At 68.2% G+C, this 15,216-nt stretch carries 19 protein-coding genes; 5 read left to right on the top strand and 14 right to left on the bottom strand.

The window, feature by feature from the left end; translation table 11 throughout:
- Positions 1-51 precede the first annotated feature (51 nt).
- A complete protein-coding gene (locus HNQ67_RS08480; protein ID WP_183254383.1) occupies positions 52-882 on the top strand; it encodes a DUF5694 domain-containing protein in 831 nt (276 codons plus the stop codon).
- Here HNQ67_RS08480 and HNQ67_RS08475 read toward each other — a convergent pair.
- The 4 genes from HNQ67_RS08475 to purL form a co-directional block, all read right to left on the bottom strand.
- The gene (locus HNQ67_RS08475; RefSeq protein WP_183254381.1) at positions 879-2,369 is read right to left on the bottom strand and encodes an amidohydrolase family protein; all 1,491 of its coding nucleotides are present in this window, start codon (positions 2,367-2,369) and stop codon (positions 879-881) included. The two genes, HNQ67_RS08480 and HNQ67_RS08475, sit on opposite strands and share 4 nt — an antisense overlap.
- Before the next feature lie 179 nt (positions 2,370-2,548).
- Entirely contained in the window at positions 2,549-4,117 is a 1,569-nt protein-coding gene (locus tag HNQ67_RS08470; RefSeq protein WP_183254379.1) for an alkaline phosphatase D family protein, read from the bottom strand.
- Between the two features lie 51 nt (positions 4,118-4,168).
- Positions 4,169-4,522, bottom strand: a complete 354-nt coding sequence (locus HNQ67_RS08465) for a DUF305 domain-containing protein (protein WP_343054856.1) — start codon at positions 4,520-4,522, stop codon at positions 4,169-4,171.
- Positions 4,519-6,735 carry a phosphoribosylformylglycinamidine synthase subunit PurL gene (gene purL, locus HNQ67_RS08460; protein ID WP_183254377.1) on the bottom strand — a complete coding sequence of 739 codons (2,217 nt, stop codon included), beginning with the start codon at positions 6,733-6,735 and terminating at the stop codon, positions 4,519-4,521. The genes HNQ67_RS08465 and purL overlap by 4 nt, the downstream gene beginning before the upstream one ends.
- Before the next feature lie 101 nt (positions 6,736-6,836).
- Here purL and HNQ67_RS08455 point away from each other — a divergent pair, with 101 nt between their 5' ends.
- Positions 6,837-6,983 (top strand): hypothetical protein, encoded by a 147-nt coding sequence (locus tag HNQ67_RS08455; RefSeq protein WP_183254375.1) that lies wholly within the window; start codon positions 6,837-6,839, stop codon positions 6,981-6,983.
- Positions 6,983-7,222: a Tat pathway signal protein gene (locus HNQ67_RS08450; protein WP_183254373.1), complete on the top strand. Its 240-nt coding sequence runs from the start codon at positions 6,983-6,985 to the stop codon at positions 7,220-7,222. Before HNQ67_RS08455 ends, HNQ67_RS08450 begins: the two co-directional genes overlap by 1 nt.
- On the opposite strand, the gene HNQ67_RS08445 is transcribed toward HNQ67_RS08450, so the two are convergent.
- The 7 genes from HNQ67_RS08445 to purC form a co-directional block, all read right to left on the bottom strand.
- On the bottom strand, positions 7,219-8,019 hold the full coding sequence (locus tag HNQ67_RS08445) for a hypothetical protein (RefSeq protein ID WP_183254371.1): 801 nt from the start codon (positions 8,017-8,019) through the stop codon (positions 7,219-7,221). The genes HNQ67_RS08450 and HNQ67_RS08445 overlap by 4 nt on opposite strands.
- Before the next feature lie 217 nt (positions 8,020-8,236).
- On the bottom strand, positions 8,237-8,899 hold the full coding sequence (purQ, locus tag HNQ67_RS08440; RefSeq protein WP_183254369.1) for a phosphoribosylformylglycinamidine synthase subunit PurQ: 663 nt from the start codon (positions 8,897-8,899) through the stop codon (positions 8,237-8,239).
- 46 nt (positions 8,900-8,945) lie between these two features.
- Positions 8,946-9,428, bottom strand: a complete 483-nt coding sequence (locus HNQ67_RS08435) for a DUF421 domain-containing protein (RefSeq protein WP_183254798.1) — start codon at positions 9,426-9,428, stop codon at positions 8,946-8,948.
- Positions 9,429-9,462: 34 nt separating this feature from the next.
- On the bottom strand, positions 9,463-9,927 hold the full coding sequence (locus HNQ67_RS08430) for a YbhB/YbcL family Raf kinase inhibitor-like protein (protein WP_183254367.1): 465 nt from the start codon (positions 9,925-9,927) through the stop codon (positions 9,463-9,465).
- Between the two features lie 59 nt (positions 9,928-9,986).
- The gene (locus HNQ67_RS13740) at positions 9,987-10,118 is read right to left on the bottom strand and encodes a hypothetical protein (protein ID WP_281380681.1); all 132 of its coding nucleotides are present in this window, start codon (positions 10,116-10,118) and stop codon (positions 9,987-9,989) included.
- Entirely contained in the window at positions 10,115-10,351 is a 237-nt protein-coding gene (purS, locus tag HNQ67_RS08425) for a phosphoribosylformylglycinamidine synthase subunit PurS (RefSeq protein ID WP_183254365.1), read from the bottom strand. The genes HNQ67_RS13740 and purS overlap by 4 nt, the downstream gene beginning before the upstream one ends.
- Positions 10,351-11,109, bottom strand: coding sequence for a phosphoribosylaminoimidazolesuccinocarboxamide synthase (purC, locus tag HNQ67_RS08420; RefSeq protein ID WP_183254795.1), 759 nt, complete (start codon positions 11,107-11,109; stop codon positions 10,351-10,353). The genes purS and purC overlap by 1 nt, the downstream gene beginning before the upstream one ends.
- Before the next feature lie 244 nt (positions 11,110-11,353).
- Here purC and HNQ67_RS08415 point away from each other — a divergent pair, with 244 nt between their 5' ends.
- On the top strand, positions 11,354-11,677 hold the full coding sequence (locus HNQ67_RS08415; protein ID WP_183254363.1) for a DUF1476 domain-containing protein: 324 nt from the start codon (positions 11,354-11,356) through the stop codon (positions 11,675-11,677).
- A gap of 129 nt (positions 11,678-11,806) precedes the next feature.
- Here the strand turns inward: HNQ67_RS08415 and HNQ67_RS08410 are convergent, their stop codons facing one another.
- The 3 genes from HNQ67_RS08410 to purB all read right to left on the bottom strand — a co-directional run bounded on the left by HNQ67_RS08410 (position 11,807) and on the right by purB (position 14,291).
- Positions 11,807-12,382: a fasciclin domain-containing protein gene (locus HNQ67_RS08410; protein ID WP_183254361.1), complete on the bottom strand. Its 576-nt coding sequence runs from the start codon at positions 12,380-12,382 to the stop codon at positions 11,807-11,809.
- Positions 12,383-12,498: 116 nt separating this feature from the next.
- Positions 12,499-12,993 (bottom strand): DNA-deoxyinosine glycosylase, encoded by a 495-nt coding sequence (locus tag HNQ67_RS08405; RefSeq protein WP_183254359.1) that lies wholly within the window; start codon positions 12,991-12,993, stop codon positions 12,499-12,501.
- Positions 12,990-14,291 (bottom strand): adenylosuccinate lyase, encoded by a 1,302-nt coding sequence (gene purB, locus HNQ67_RS08400; RefSeq protein WP_183254358.1) that lies wholly within the window; start codon positions 14,289-14,291, stop codon positions 12,990-12,992. The genes HNQ67_RS08405 and purB overlap by 4 nt, the downstream gene beginning before the upstream one ends.
- A 113-nt stretch (positions 14,292-14,404) precedes the next feature.
- Here purB and HNQ67_RS08395 point away from each other — a divergent pair, with 113 nt between their 5' ends.
- Positions 14,405-15,049, top strand: coding sequence for a glutathione S-transferase (locus HNQ67_RS08395; RefSeq protein ID WP_183254356.1), 645 nt, complete (start codon positions 14,405-14,407; stop codon positions 15,047-15,049).
- Positions 15,050-15,216 lie beyond the last annotated feature (167 nt).

The raw sequence follows: 15,216 nt of genomic DNA, 5'->3' as shown, positions 1-15,216 counted from the left end.
CACGGCCCCCCGCCGAGGCCTCTCCCCGCGAACCCCTCGCGGAGCACCCCGATGCTGAAGATCCTCGCCGCCGTCGCGGCACTCGTCCTGCCGACCGCCGCCCTGGCCCGGACGCCGCCTCCCGAGCCCATCGAGGTGATGATCCTCGGGACCTACCACTTCGGCAATCCGGGGCAGGACATCCACAATGCCCGGGTCGACCCGGTGACCACGCCGGGGAAACAGGCCCAGCTCGAGGCGGTCGCCGAGGGCCTCGCCCGATTCCGGCCGACTGCCGTCGCCGTCGAGCGCGTCGCACCGGACCAGACCACCCTGCTGGACCCGCGCTACCCTGCCTTCACCCCGGCTGACCTGTTGACCAACCCGGATGAACGGACCCAGATCGGCTATCGACTGGCCCACCGTCTCGGCCTCGACCGCGTCTACGCCATCGACGAGCAGGCCCGAGACGGCGAACCTTCCTACTTCCCGTTCGAGGCGGTGCAGACTTGGGTGCAGGTCAACGGCCGGACGGACGCTCTCGGCGCCCTGCATGGCGAGGTCGCCGCCATGATCGCCGACCTCGAACGCCGCCAGGGCACGGAGAGCGTCGGCCGGCTCCTCGCCGCCTTCAACACACCTGACCGGGTCGCCTCCGATCAGGGCTTCTACGCCCGGATGATGGCCTTCGGCTCCGGCGACGATCAGCCCGGCGCCGTCCTCAACGGCCGCTGGTACACCCGCAACGCCATGATCTTCGCCCGCCTGATGCAGGTCGCTCGCCCCGGCGACCGGATCGTGGTCGTCTACGGCGCCGGGCACGCCTTCTGGCTCCGCCAGATGGTCGAGACCACGCCCGGGTTCCGGCTCGTTGAGCCCAACGACTACCTGCCGGTCGATTAACCCCGCGCGACGAAGCCGTAGCGCCGGTTCGACGGCTGAGGCCCGGCGGCACCGTATTCCGCCTTCAGCGCCGCGAACCGGTCGCCCGCCAGCGCCGCCTGCGCGCCCGGAACGTCGACGCCATAGAGCCGCGCGTTGTTGCCGCCGAACACCGCCGTCTTCACCGGTCCGTCGGCGGCGCCCAGCGGCGCGAAACCGTGGGCCTGTTGCATGTCCTCGGGAATCTCCAGCCGCCTCAGCCCCTCGATCTGCCATTGCGGCGACCCGGTCCAGACCGCGTCGGTGCCCCAGCAGACGTGGTCGGCGCCCAGTCCCCGGACCAGCGTGCCCATGATCGCCGCGCACATCCGCGGCTGCGCCACCAGCGTCTGGGCGAAGATTTGGCCCAGGTCGCCGTAAACATTACTCACCCCGTGCGCCGCCGGAATTTCCGCGAGGTCCGTGACCCAGTCGATCCGTCCGGTCCGTTCGAACTCGGCCAGGGCCCACTCCGGATCGTCCAGCCGGTAGGCCGAGTGGTAGATGATGAAGTTCAGCTGCGGCCAGTCCTTCGCCGCCTGCGCCACGTCGCGCACGTCGGCATAGGGCGCCAGGTTCGGGAACCGCCGGTCCGCGCCGCGCCCCCACAGCCCCTTGTGGACGCAGACGTTCCGGACTCCCGCAGCCGCCATCCTCTCATAGCCGCGATAGGTCTCGTCGGAATCCATCCGCCACGGATGGCGCGCCGTCTCCTTGTGGGTGTTGTCGCCGACCGTATAGCCCTTGACCGAGTCCGGTCGCAGCGCCAGCGCCGCATCCAGATCGTCCAGCCAGCCCGGCGCGCCGGGGGTGAAGATAGCGTGGGTCATCAGCCGCTTCGATCCGGCCCGGCTGTTCACCGTTTCCCGCGCCTCTGCCATCTGCCGGTTGGTCAGGAACCAGTCCTCGGGGATGTCGGACGGCGCCGACGAGATCAGCGCGATCTTGGTGTCGGAATCCAGGAAGACCTCCTTGAAATAATTGTCGAACTTCAGGTCCTCGAGCGTCTGCGGCCCCGCCGCGCTCAGCTGTGGATTCCAGCCCTGCGCCGCCACCGACTCCCGCAACCGGACGAAGCCCTCCAGCCGTGTGTCGTCGCGCAGGAAATGGGTGTGCATGTCCATTATGAACTGTCCGGACAGGGCGTCCGCCCGCTCCCGCGCCAGCTCGGGACTTGACGCCTCGGCCTCCGAAACGGCGAACAGCGGCCCGAACGCCCCGTTCAGCGCAGCGAACCCGGCCGCCATCCCGGCCGAGGTCTGGAAGAAGCGCCGCCGGCTGAGCCCGAGCTTCGGCGCGACTGCATCCGCCAGCGCATAGAGCCGCGCTTCCGTCTCACGCTGCTTCCGGGTCTGCGGAACCGGCGCATACTCCTCGCTCGCGACCATCCGCACCGGCAAGGGCGTCCGCGGTTCGCACCGCTCGGCCGGGGTCAGCGCCTCGTGGTCCTCGTCGGTGAGCCAGCGCATCGCAACCTCCCTCGCTTCCCGACGGCGAGGCTAGCACCCGCGCGCGAGGCGGAAAGTTACAATCCCGTCAGCCGGGCAACACGCCCGCGCAAGTCCACCAGTAGCCGTCGTCTTCCAATTCCTCCGCCGGGGTAGTCGAAATCCCGCTGAATCCGTCCTCCAATTCCCCGCTGTCGAACTCAGGCCGGAACGACCCGCGCATCCCCGTTCGCCACCGCGAATTTCGCCCGCGTGCTGAGCGTCCCGCCCTTTTCCGACACCTTGTCCAGCACCTTGAACTCGGTCTGCCAGCGCTCCGGCGTGACGTCGCAGACGACATAGCCGCGTTGGGCGTTGTTGAACTTCAGGAAGAGGTTCTCGGCGAGGTAGCGGCGGCCGTCGGCGCGCTGGTCCTGTCCGTCGCCGGACGAGCTGACCGAGGTCGTGACGAACTCGGCCGCCACCGGCGCGCCCTCGGGATTGCGGCCGTCGACATACAGCTCGCCCGCATAGTTCTGGTGTTCGTCGCCGGTCAGCACAACCGTATTGCCGATCCGCCGGTCGCGCAGACGGTTCAGCATCCGCTGCCGCGGAATCCGGTATCCTGCCCACGTATCGAGATTGTAGCCGGGCTCCGGCCCCTCCTTGCGGTCGAGATCCATCACCATGATCTGCTGCGCCAGCACCTTCCAGTGGGCCTCGCTGCGCTCCAGATTGCGGTACAGCCATGCCTCCTGGGCCTCGCCCAGCACCTGCGCCCTGGGGTCCGAGACGCCGTCGCAGGTCGCGTTCCAGCTGTCGCCGCAGGGCTGTTTGGTCCGGTGCTGGCGCGTGTCGAGCAGGTTGAGGTCGAGCAGGTTTCCCCACGACGCGTGCCGATACAGCTGGATGTCGGAGCCTCTCGGAAAGGCCGACCGGCGCAGCGGCATATGCTCGTAGAAGGCCTGCGCCGCCGCCTGCCGCCTGAGCAGGAACACCTCCGGCGGCACGCCGTCGTCGATCGCCCCGACCCAGTTGTTGGTCACCTCGTGATCGTCCCAGGTCACGAACCACGCCGTCGCCGCATGGCTGGCCTGAAGGTCCGTATCCAGCTTGTAGAGCGCGTACCGCCGTCTATAATCGTCGAGGCTGTAGGCCTCGCCCCCGACGTGCTGGCGCGGGTTCTCCATCGTTCCGCCCGACCCGGTGTAGGTCCGGCTGCCCCGCCCCTCGTAGATGTAGTCCCCGTAGAAATAGGCGAAATCCAGATCCTCGGACGCCGCCTTGCGGTGGGCGGTGTAGAAACCGTGTTCGTACGCCTGGCAGCCCAGCACGCCGAACCGCGCCCGGGCCACGGAGCTCCCCGGCGCCGGCGCCGTCTTCGCCCGGCCCGACGGCGTCCGTTCGGCGCCGGCCGTGAAGCGGTAGAAATACTCCCGGCCCGGCTCAAGCCCCCCGACCTCGACGTGCACGGCGTGGCCCAGTTCGGGCCGGGCGATCGTCTCGCCGCTGCGCGCCACGTTGGAGAAGCTGCGGTCCGTCGCCACCTCCCACTTCACCGGCACGGGCGCCGACGGCATGCCGTGCCCGATCTCCAGAGGACGCGGCGCCAGCCGGGTCCAGATCATGAAGCCGTCCGGCGCCGGATCGCCGGCGGCGATGCCCAGCTGGAACGGGTATTCCGCGAACACCGGGTCCGCGAGCGCGGGGCGCCGACTCCCCAGCGCAACGCCGCCGGCGCCGAGCGCCAACATCACGCCCCGACGCGAGACGGAATAGGGCACTGTCATCAGACGCTCCGTGGTTCGGTCGCTTGACCTAGCCCGCAATTGTGACGGACGTCACTCGCTCGATGTCGAGTCCGCTCGCCAGGCTTGGAGGGCGGCGACCTCGGCCTTGCGGGCGTCGATGGTCGAGCGGGCCATCTGGCGAAGCGCCGGATCGGCCGTCTCGCGCAAGGTGGTCTCCGCCTTGGCGATGGCGGCGCGGTGTTCCTTGATGGCCTCGCGAACATAGGCCTGGTCGCCGGCAGTCGCGGCCGACCTCGCTTCCGTTTCGGCCGTGGTCTCGGTCGCCGCCGCCTGATGGGCCGCGGACGCCTCGCGCAGCGCCTGTTCCACCGGGTCCCCACCCCCTTCGCAGGCGGTCAGCAGCAGGGCGAGGCCCGCGAGCGCCATCCGGGGACGACGTGTCACGCCTTGCCCTCGATCCAGTTCGGCATCCACGCTTCATGCATCTCGCGCAGGTGCTCCATCGGAATGCGGAACAGGTCTCCGTCCGGTCCGCCCGAGGCGAAGTCGCGCCCCTTGGCCCGGCCGACCACGCTGGCGTGGATGCCCGCCGCCTGGGCCGCCGCGATGATCGCCGTCGCTTCCGGAACCGCCACCAGATATCGCGCCTGATCCTCTCCGAAGAGCAGGATGTGGGCGTGCGTCGCCGAGCTGGCGTCCAGCTCGATCCCGACGTCCGACGCCAGGGCCAGGTCCGCCGCCGCGCCGATCAGGCCGCCGTCGGACAGGTCGTGCACCACGGTCAGCTCGCCCGCCTCGATCAGGCCGCGCACGAAGTCGCCGGTTTTTTTCTCCAGGGCCAGATCGACCGGTGGCGGCGCTCCGTCCTCGCGGCCCAGCACCTCGCGCAGATAGATCGACGAACCCAACTCGCCGACCGTATCGCCGATCAGCACCAGCACGTCGCCTTCGCCCATGCCGCCGAAGCCGGTGACCACGTCGTAGTTGGGCAGCAGGCCGACCGCGCCTACCGTCGGCGTCGGCGGAATGGCCGCGCCGTTGGTCTCGTTATAGAGGCTGACGTTGCCGCTCACGACGGGGAAGTCCAGCACCCGGCAGGCCTCCGCCATGCCGTCGATGGCGCGGACGATCTGGCCCATGATCTCGGGCCGCTGCGGATTGCCGAAATTCAGGTTGTCGGTGATGGCGATGGGGCGGCTGCCAACGGCGGTCAGGTTGCGCCACGCCTCGGCCACCGCCTGCTTGCCGCCCTCATAGGGATCGGCCTGCACATACCGCGGGGTGCAGTCCGAGGTCATCGCCAGCCCCTTGTCGGTGCCGTGCACCCGCACCACGCCGGCGTCGGCGCCGGTCGAGGAGTCCTGCAGGGTGTCGGCCATGACGTGACGGTCGTACTGCTCCCAGAGCCAGCGCTTGGAGGCCATGTCCGGGCAGGTGACCACGTTCAGCACGGCGTCGACCCAGCTGTCCGGCGCCGGGACCTCCTTGGGGTCCAGCCGAGGCTGCAATTCCGGCTGCACCCAGGGACGGTCGTACAGCGGCGCGTCGTCGAACAGCGGGGCCAAGGGCACGTCGCAGACCGTCTCGCCGTGGTGTTTCAGCACGAGGCGGCCGGTGTCGGTGGTCACGCCGATCACCGCGGCGTCCAGTCCCCATTTCTCGAAGATGCGATAGCCGTCCTGCTCGCGCCCGGGCTTCAGCACCGCCAGCATCCGCTCCTGGCTCTCCGACAGCATCATCTCATAGGCCGTCATGCCCTCTTCGCGCTGGGGCACGGCGTCCATGTTCAGTTCGATGCCGACGCCGCCCTTGCCGGCCATCTCGACCGACGACGAGGTCAGGCCGGCCGCCCCCATGTCCTGGATCGCCGCCACCGCGCCCGAGGCCATCAGCTCCAGCGTCGCCTCGATCAGCAGCTTCTCGGCGAAGGGGTCGCCGACCTGAACGGTCGGGCGTTTCTCGTCTGAATCCTCGTCGAACTCCGCCGAGGCCATGGTCGCGCCATGGATGCCGTCGCGCCCGGTCTTCGACCCGAAATAGACCACGCTCAGGCCCGGCGCCGGGGCGGCCGAATAGAACAGGCTGTCCGCCTTCGCCACGCCCACGCACATGGCGTTGACCAGGATGTTGCCGTTGTAACCACGGTGGAAATTGGTTTCGCCGCCCACCGTCGGCACGCCGACGCAGTTGCCGTAGCCGCCGATGCCGGAGACCACGCCCTTGACCAGCCGCTTCGATTTCTCGTGCGACGGATCGCCGAAGCGCAGGGCGTTGAGCAGGGCCACCGGCCGCGCGCCCATGGTGAAGACATCGCGCATGATGCCGCCCACGCCGGTCGCCGCGCCCTGATAGGGCTCGATGTAGGACGGGTGGTTGTGGCTCTCCATCTTGAAGATGCAGGCGTCGCCGTCATCAATATCGATCACGCCCGCGTTCTCGCCCGGCCCGCAGATGACGCGCGGTCCCTTGGTCGGGAATTTGCCGAGGTGGATCTTCGACGATTTGTAGCTGCAGTGCTCGGACCACATCACCGAGAACACGCCCAATTCGACGTTGTTCGGCTCGCGCCCGAGCCGGTCGAGGACGACCTGGTATTCGTTGGGGGCCAGGCCGTATTCGGCGGCCAGTTCGGCCATGGTCTTTTCAGGAGCGCTCATGGCCGCGCCTTCTAGCGGCAGACGGGCTCCGTGTCAGCCATTCCGGCGGGAACATCGCCGCCCCCCCGCCATTGAATCCGGCAAAGCCGCAGGAGATCGTCATGACCGACCAGCCTATCGACCCCGCCGCCACGCCCAAGGACCCGACGGCGCCCGAAATCGCCGCCGACGACGCCGGCGCCAGCGCCGCCGCCGAACGCGCTTCGAAACAGGCCGCCAACGACGACCGCGCGGGGGAGGAACAGTGATGTCACGAACGCCCGCCGAAACCGCGCCGACCCACCCCGATCATCAGCAGATGGACCGGTCCAATGATCCGGATGTCACCCGCGCCATGGACGAGGCCGCACCAGCGGTCGCCATGGCCAGCCGCCAGCGCCTGACCGGCTCGGCCGTCGGTGTCGGCAGCGTCGGCTTCGACGAGACCGGGGCCTTCGATGTCGGCGACCCGGAGCACGATCCCGAGGCTTTCCCCGGCGCAGACTAGTCGGCCGACCGCTCGATCCCGGGCCGCAGTCGGAAAGTCAGGATCACCGCGCCAACCAGAACCGCCACGGCCGCAGCGAGTGCGACATAGGCCAGCGGCGCGTTGCGTTCCTGCTCGGCCACGAACGCGCCGAGCAGGCCCCAGGTGACGGGAAGGGCGAAGGCCAGCATCCTCAGGCGCGCCGTGACGATCAGCGCGATCAAGGCCACGACAACGACGGCCAGAATGGCCCAGACCGTCGGCGACGGGCTCGCCGGCAGGGCGTCGTTGCCGGTCAGTATGGTCAGCAAGTTGACCGGCGAGGCCACCATCAGCCAGCCCGCGAGCGCCGCCAGCGGCCACACGACCAGCCATCGGTCGCGCTCGGTCCGTCCCAGCGCCCGGATCGCCCCGGCGTTCAGCATCAGGGGAATCAGCAGCACGATCAGACTGCCGAAGATCAGCCCCACCGTCGCCCATTCCCAGTCGAAGGCCGAGGCGACAATCCACCAGCCGATGCCCAGCAGCGCCGCCGCTGACGGCCAGCCCAGCCGGTTGATCAGCAGGCTCTCGCCGGTCTGCGGCAGGGCCTGCCGCACCGCATAGATGATCAGGCCGAGATAGATCAGACCCCAGATCGAGAAGGCGTAGCCCGCGACCCGCAGCGTCTCGTCGCTGTCGGCGGAGAACTCCTGCGGTGTCTGGCCCCAACCCAGCGCCATCTGGCCGTAGGAGACGACGATGGCGAAAATCGCAGAGGCGAGCACGATCCAACGCCGCGTGGTCTGGGCGCCGTCCGGGCGGATGATCGAGGACATGTGGGCTCCTGCAAGCGTGGCGGTTCAGGACTCTACGCGCCGCGCCCGTCCTTGGTTCACTGTTCCGGAATCTGCCCGCCGTCCGCCGGGCTCTTTGGCGAAGGAGGACGCCATGACCGTCATGGCCGCAGGATCAAACGCGCCGTCCCCGATCCACAAAACGCGATGATCCGGCCAGTTCGGCCGTCACGGTCGTAGGGGTCAAGTCAGACGTGCGTCAGGCCGCCGCGAACACGCTGCGGAACAGGGTCGCGCCGTCGGCGGAACCCAACTCGTCCTCGAACGCCCGGTCCGGGTGGGGCATCATGCCGAGCACGTTGCCGCGCGCGTTCTGGATGCCGGCGATGTCGGCGACCGATCCGTTCGGGTTGTCCACGTAGCGAAACACCACCTGCCCCTCGCCCTCAATCCGCTTCAGGGTCTCGGCGTCGGCGAAATAGTTTCCGTCGCCATTGCCCTGGGTCATGATCACCTCGCGCTCGCCTTGATAGCCGGCGGTGAAGCGCGTCTGGCCGTTGGCGACGGTCAGGCTGATCGGTTTGCAGACGTATTTCAGCCCGGCGTTCTTCAGCAGCGCGCCCGGCAGCATCCCGGCCTCGCACAGGATCTGGAAGCCGTTGCAGATTCCGACCACGGCGACGCCGTCCTCGGCGGCCTTCTTGACCGCCTGCATCACCGGCGATTGCACGGCCATGGCCCCGCAGCGCAGATAGTCGCCGTAGGAAAACCCGCCCGGCAGCACGATCAGGTCCAGGCCGGACGGCAGCTCCGTTTCCTGATGCCAGACCATGTCGACGGACTCGCCCGTCGATCGTTCGATCGCGACCTTGCAGTCGCGGTCGCAGTTGGAACCGGGGAAGACGATGACGGCTGCGCTCATGGCGCGGGCGTTTAGCAGGGTTCGCCGACATTGTCAGTGCGGCGGGTCAGGCTTCTCGCGAGACCACCGCCAACGAGCCATCACTCTGCAGAAACACCGCGTCCGCGTCGGCGAACCCATGGCCGCCCGAGTCGCGGATGGCTTGAAGGACTTCATCCTCGGTGATTCGTTCGGCTCTCAGCGTGTCACGCCGCAGTCGCCCGCCTGCCAGCAGCAAGGCCGGGTCCGCCCGCACCAGCCGGCGCAGTTCCGGATGTCGCACGGTCGTCCACGTCACGACCAGTTGCAGGGCGACCAGCACAGCCATGGCCGTCAGCCCCTCGATCAAGGGCGTGTCCTTGTTCAGAATGAGCGTGGCCAGCACCGACCCGAGTGCGACAGTGACGACCAGGTCGAAGGCGTTCAGCTTGGAAAGCGTCCGCTTGCCCGTCAGCCTCAGCAGGGTGATCAGTAGAATGTAGGCGACCGGCCCGACAATCAGAATGCGAAGCGGTCCGTCCCAGCCCTGAAGGAAGATGTCGGGGAACATCCTTTTCAAACCAACCGGCTTCCCCGCGGTTCCGTCAGCCCCTGTTCTCGTAAGTCGCGGTGATCGACGCCTTGGCCAGGGTATGGAAATGCAGATTGAACCCGTATTTGGCCCCTGAATCCTCCGGTGTGACCTCCAACCTGTCCGTATCTACGGCGAACACGGTGAAGATGTAGCGGTGCGGCCCATGCCCCGGCGGCGGGGCGGCCCCGCCATAGCCCGGTTCGCCGAAGTCGGTCCGTCCCTCGACCGCCGTCGCCGGTACGGGCCCGCCGGCCGCCAGTTCGGTCACGTCGGCGGGGATGTTGGCCACCGTCCAGTGCCAGAAACCCGAGCCGGTCGGCGCATCTGGATCGTAGCAGGTGATGGCGTAGCTCTTCGTCCCCTTCGGCGCCCCCGACCATTTCAGATGGGGCGACGTGTTTCCCTTCGCCTGCACCTGGGCGTCGGGCAGCACGCCGCCATCGGTGATGTCGTTGGAGCTGAGGGTGAAGGTCATGGCGCGTCCTCCTGCGTGGGGTCTGAGATCCTAACGCAGCGCCGGCCCGTAAGTCGCGTCTAGTGGGCCGCTTCCTTCGCCGCCGGCGTGAAGGCGGCGTCGTCCATCAGCCCGCCAGCCAACGCCGCCGCGAACAGGATGCAGCCCGCCAGCACGAACAGGGCGACGACCAGTTTCAGCCCGCGCTTCACGCGATCTCGACGCGGTAGCTTTCGATCACCGTATTGGCGAGCAGTTGCTCGCACATCTTCTTCGCCTCGGCGGCGGGATCGTCCACGCCGTCCAGGTCGAACTCGATCAGTTTGCCGACCCGGGCGTTGCCGACGCCGGCCCAGCCCAGTCCGTGCAGGGCGCCCTCAACGGCCTTGCCCTGAACGTCCAGCACGCCGGGCTTCAGGAATACATGAACCTTGACCCTGGCCATCAGTGCAGTCCTCCCTGAATCACGGTCGGCATGTCCTTCATGATGCCGAGGCGGCGGGCCACCTCGGTGTAGCTTTCAATCACATTGCCCAGATCGCGGCGGAAACGGTCCTTGTCCAGCTTCTCGCCCGTATTGGTGTCCCACAGGCGACACGAGTCGGGGCTGATCTCATCGGCCAGGATGACCCGGCTGAAGTCGTTCTCCCACACCCGGCCGAACTCGATCTTGAAGTCCACCAGCGTAATGCCGACCGCGCCGAACATGCCCGACAGATAGTCGTTGACCCGCACCGTCATCGCCAGAATGTCGTCCAGTTCCTGGGTCGTGGCCCAGTTGAAGGCGGTGATGTGCTCTTCCGTGACCAACGGGTCGTTGAGCTCGTCTTTCTTGTAGTAGAATTCGATGATCGAGCGGGGCAGGGGCGTGCCCTCGTCGATGCCGAGGCGCTGGCTCATCGAGCCGGCCACCACGTTGCGGCAGACGACCTCGAGCGGGATAATCTCGACCTCCCGGATCAGCTGCTCGCGCAGGTTCAGGCGCTTGATGAAATGGTTGGTCACGCCGATGCCGTTCAGACGCGACATGACGAACTCGCTGATGCGGTTGTTGATGACGCCCTTGCCCTCCAGCGTCGCCTTCTTCTGGGCGTTGAACGCGGTGGCGTCGTCCTTGAAATACTGGATCAGGGTGCCCGGCTCCGGGCCCTCATACAGAATCTTGGCCTTGCCCTCGTAGAGCTTCTTGCGCTTGACGTTCATCATGACGGGTCCAGGCGGGGCCTCGCCAGAAACGAAAATCGCGCGGCCAGCACATCGGTCTGGGCGGCGCGATCCGGAATCGGGCGGGCGGGAGAATTCGAGGCCCTCCCTTACCGGAACCCGGGCTGCGACACAAACGCGAGGCGGGTTGAACCGTCCGGGTTTCCGTTGCGTTCGTCTCCGGTGAGGCTATAGACCTCCTCGACCGCGGCCCAGGGCCGCCAGACGGAGCCTGCAGACGCCCATGACGACCTTTGACGATCGGGAAAAGGGCTTCGAGTCCAAGTTCGCCCTCGATCAGGAACAGGAATTCAAGGCGGTGGCCCGGCGCAACAAGCTGCTCGGTCTCTGGGCGGCGGAGAAGATGGGCCTGTCGGCCGACAGCGCCGACAAATACGCGGGCGCCGTCGTCCGGGCCGACTTCGAGCAGCCGGGCGAGGAAGACGTCTACCGCAAGATCGCCCAGGATTTCGAAGGCTCCGGCCTGACCGTCTCCGAGGGCGAGATCCGCCGCAAGATGGATGAGTTCGCCTCCGTCGCCCGCGACCAGATCCGCAACGGCGAATAGCCGACCGTCCCCATTTACCGACGAAAGGCCGCAGCCTTGCAGCCGCGGCCTCTCTGGACGGATCGATTGGGCGATCCGCCGCCGGCGCCGTGTGGGGGGAGGGCGACGCCGGTATCTGTGACCCCTGGGTCAGCCCGGCGCGGCCACCGTATCGACCGCGTGGATGACACCGTTCGAGGCCGCCATGTCGGCTTCCACCAGGCGCGAGACGCTGCCCGCCGCATCGGTCAGCTCGATCGCTCCGTCCGCCCGCATGCGCGCCGTCAGCGCACCGCCCTGCATCGTGGTCAGGGCCAGCGAGCCATCCGCCGCCTGAATGCGCTGCACGAGGCCGGCCGCGTCCAACCGCGCCGGCACGACATGGTAGGTCAGCAGCCGGCGCAGCTCGGCCTGGCCCTCCGGCCGGGTCAGGGCGTCGCGTCGTGCAGTGGGGATCTTTTCGAACGCCGCATTGGTCGGGGCGAAGATCGTGAACGGACCGCCGCCGTTCAGGGTTTCGGCGAGGCCCGCGGTCTGCAGGGCGGCGACCAGGGTGGTGAAGTCCGGATCGCGTTCGGCCACCGCCAGAACGGTCTCCGTCGCGGCCGGAACGGGAGCCGGGGCGGTCGAGGGCGGCGGCTCGGACTTCCGCGAGGCGTCACTGTCGCACGCGGACAACATCGCGAGCGCCGCCACGACAGCCAATACAGAACGGGTCGACGTCATTGCTTATCCCCACTCCGGCGCCGCCCTCCCGGCGGCCCCACAGGGGATACGGTTCAGCCTCGGGAAAGGATGCGTCGGCGCGACACTTTTCCGCACGCGGCGTTCGCCGGGCGGCGCTAGCCCAACGCGCGACCGAGCCGGGCCCACGCCGCCGCTTTTTCGGCGAAGGGCCGCGCATGGGCGGGGCTGGAGGACGGCAGGTCGATCAACGACACCCCGGCCGGCGGGTCGACCAGCACGGCCCGGCCCAGCCTTGCGGCCGCCCCGCCATTGAAGGCTACCGCCCGCAAGGCCGGCAGGCTGCCGACCAATCCACACAGATCTGCCGCCTCCGGCCGACGGATCGCGGCGTCCAGGCTGCCGGGACGCTCGGCGCTGGCGATGACGTCCCACAGCCCGACCCCGGCCGCCTTCAACGCCGCCAGCCGCTCGTCGTAGGTCAAGGGAGGCAGGTCGCGCCCGATCACGCCGCCGATCAGCCGCCAGAAGGCGTTACGGGGATGCCCGTAGTACTGCGCGACCTTCAGCGACGCGTCGCCGGGCAGGCTGCCGAGAATCAGCAGCCGCGTGTTCGCGTCGACGACCGGATCGAACCCGGCCTTGCGGGTCACGCGGCCCCGAACACCCGCGCGAACACCGTGTCCACGTGCTTCGTATGATAGCCGATATCGAACAGGGCCTCGAGCTGGGCCTCGGGCAGGGTCACCCTCGCGTCGGCCTTGAGGAAGTCGAGGAACCGGCCTTCGCCGCGCCACACCTTCATCGCGTTCTCCTGCACCGCGGCATAGGCGTCCTCGCGGGACACCCCCGCCTGGGTCAGGGCCAGCATGACCCGCTGCGAATGCACCAGCCCGCCCAGCAGGTTGAGGTTCTTCTCCATATTGGCCGGATAGACGTTCAGCCGCTCGACCACACCGGCCAGACGGTGCAGGGCGAAGTCCAGATGGATGGTGGCGTCCGGGCCGATGCCGCGCTCGACCGACGAATGGCTGATGTCGCGCTCGTGCCACAGGGCGACGTTCTCCATCGCCGGCGTCACGGCCGAGCGCACCAGCCGGGCAAGGCCGGTCAGGTTCTCGGTCAGGATCGGGTTGCGCTTGTGCGGCATGGCCGACGAGCCCTTCTGGCCCTTGTCGAAAAACTCCTCGGCCTCCAGCACCTCGGTGCGCTGCAGGTGGCGGATCTCCACCGCCAGCCGCTCAACCGAGGACGCCACCACGCCCAGCGCCGCGAAGAAGGCCGCGTGCCGGTCGCGCGGGATCACCTGGGTCGAGACCGGCTCGATCTGCAGGCCCATCTTGTCGGCGACATAGGCCTCGACCGACGGATCGACGTTGGCGAACGTCCCGACCGCGCCGGAGATGGCGCAGGTGGCGATCTCCTCCTTCGCCGTCAGCAGCCGACGCTTCGCACGCTGGAACTCGGCGTGATACCCGGCCAGCTTCAGGCCGAAGGTCACCGGTTCGGCGTGGATGCCGTGGCTGCGGCCGACGCAGGGCGTGAATTTGTGCTCCTTCGCCCGCGTCTCCAGCGCCGCCAGCACCCGGTCGACACCCTCGATCAGCAGGTCCGAGGCTCGCGCCAGTTGCACCGCGAAACAGGTGTCCAGCACGTCCGACGACGTCATGCCCTGGTGCAGGAAACGGGCCTCCTCGCCGACGATCTCCGACACATGGGTCAGGAAGGCGATGACGTCGTGCTTGGTCGTGCGTTCGATCTCGTCGATGCGGTCGGCGTCGAACACCACGTCCTTGCCCTTGGCCCAGATGGCCTCGGCGGCGCTGGCCGGGATGGTGCCCAGTTCGGCCATCCGGGTGGCGGCATGGGCCTCGATCTCGAACCAGATCCGGTATTTGGTCTCTTGCGACCAGATGGCGACGGCTTCGGGGCGGGAATAGCGAATGATCATGGGCGCGGGGTGTCGGTCCAAGCCCCCCCTGAGTCAAGGCGTCGGCGGGCGGCCCGCTTGCATCGCCCGGCTCCGCGCGGCACGAGGTGAGCCGCAACGACAGGAGCCGCCCCATGGAACTGATCATCGGCCCCCGGCTGTACTCGACCTGGTCCCTGCGCCCCTGGCTGGTGCTCAAACGCTGCCGCGCCGACTTCACCGTGCGCGAGATCGACATCTATTCCGAGGCCGGCCAGGCCGAGCTCGAACAGATTTCCCCGTCGCGTCTCGTCCCGCTGCTCAAGGTCGATGGCGAGACGATCTGGGATTCCATGGCCATCTCCGTCTGGTGCGCCGAACGCTATCCCGAGGTCCGGCTTTGGCCCGCCGACGCCCACGCCCGCTGGCTGGCCCGTTCGGCCGCCTGCGAGATGCACGGCGGTTTCATGGCCCTGCGCACCGAATGCGGCATGGGACCGGATCACACCATGGTCGGCGCCGACCGCTCCCCACCGCCGGGTGGAAAGGCCGTCGAGCGCGATATCCGGCGCATCATCAGCCTGTGGATGGAGATGCGTCGCCGCTTCGGGGCCGGAGGGCCCTATCTGTTTGGTGACTGGTCTGTCCCGGACGCCTTCTTCACGCCCGTCGCGACGCGTTTCCGCCACTACCAGATCGACCTCGCCGCCCATGGCGATGACGGCTCCGCCGCCGCCTACTGCGACACCCTGCTGGCCCAGCCCGATTTTCTGGAATGGACGGCGGAAGCGTTGCGTTAACCGCGCACCGGAACCGGGCCTTAAGACAACGCTGCTATTCCGGGAGCCTCACCAACGCCTGTGCGTTGAAGGGTCAACCATGTCGATGCCCGTCGAACAGCCCCAGCCGCGTCGCCCCAGCCTGATGGTCTATGGGCTTCTGATCGTGATCGCCTGCTGCCTGCCGG

This window comes from Brevundimonas basaltis (assembly GCF_014202075.1).
Classification (GTDB): Bacteria; Pseudomonadota; Alphaproteobacteria; order Caulobacterales; family Caulobacteraceae; genus Brevundimonas; species Brevundimonas basaltis.
The sequence above is the reverse complement of the archived record's forward strand: the minus strand, read 5'-3'. Positions and strand labels throughout refer to the sequence as shown.

What these genes read in the sequence shown, in the direction of transcription:
- purS (WP_183254365.1), bottom strand. Translation starts at nt 10,351, where the DNA reads ATGGCCAGGGTCAAGGTTCATGTATTCCTGAAGCCCGGCGTGCTGGAC.
- HNQ67_RS08480 (WP_183254383.1), top strand. Translation starts at nt 52, where the DNA reads ATGCTGAAGATCCTCGCCGCCGTCGCGGCACTCGTCCTGCCGACCGCC.
- HNQ67_RS08435 (WP_183254798.1), bottom strand. Translation starts at nt 9,428, where the DNA reads ATGTTCCCCGACATCTTCCTTCAGGGCTGGGACGGACCGCTTCGCATT.
- HNQ67_RS08415 (WP_183254363.1), top strand. Translation starts at nt 11,354, where the DNA reads ATGACGACCTTTGACGATCGGGAAAAGGGCTTCGAGTCCAAGTTCGCC.
- HNQ67_RS08430 (WP_183254367.1), bottom strand. Translation starts at nt 9,927, where the DNA reads ATGACCTTCACCCTCAGCTCCAACGACATCACCGATGGCGGCGTGCTG.
- HNQ67_RS08455 (WP_183254375.1), top strand. Translation starts at nt 6,837, where the DNA reads ATGACCGACCAGCCTATCGACCCCGCCGCCACGCCCAAGGACCCGACG.
- purQ (WP_183254369.1), bottom strand. Translation starts at nt 8,899, where the DNA reads ATGAGCGCAGCCGTCATCGTCTTCCCCGGTTCCAACTGCGACCGCGAC.
- purC (WP_183254795.1), bottom strand. Translation starts at nt 11,109, where the DNA reads ATGAACGTCAAGCGCAAGAAGCTCTACGAGGGCAAGGCCAAGATTCTG.
- purB (WP_183254358.1), bottom strand. Translation starts at nt 14,291, where the DNA reads ATGATCATTCGCTATTCCCGCCCCGAAGCCGTCGCCATCTGGTCGCAA.
- HNQ67_RS08445 (WP_183254371.1), bottom strand. Translation starts at nt 8,019, where the DNA reads ATGTCCTCGATCATCCGCCCGGACGGCGCCCAGACCACGCGGCGTTGG.
- HNQ67_RS08475 (WP_183254381.1), bottom strand. Translation starts at nt 2,369, where the DNA reads ATGCGCTGGCTCACCGACGAGGACCACGAGGCGCTGACCCCGGCCGAG.
- purL (WP_183254377.1), bottom strand. Translation starts at nt 6,735, where the DNA reads ATGAGCGCTCCTGAAAAGACCATGGCCGAACTGGCCGCCGAATACGGC.
- HNQ67_RS08410 (WP_183254361.1), bottom strand. Translation starts at nt 12,382, where the DNA reads ATGACGTCGACCCGTTCTGTATTGGCTGTCGTGGCGGCGCTCGCGATG.
- HNQ67_RS08470 (WP_183254379.1), bottom strand. Translation starts at nt 4,117, where the DNA reads ATGACAGTGCCCTATTCCGTCTCGCGTCGGGGCGTGATGTTGGCGCTC.
- HNQ67_RS08395 (WP_183254356.1), top strand. Translation starts at nt 14,405, where the DNA reads ATGGAACTGATCATCGGCCCCCGGCTGTACTCGACCTGGTCCCTGCGC.
- HNQ67_RS08450 (WP_183254373.1), top strand. Translation starts at nt 6,983, where the DNA reads ATGTCACGAACGCCCGCCGAAACCGCGCCGACCCACCCCGATCATCAG.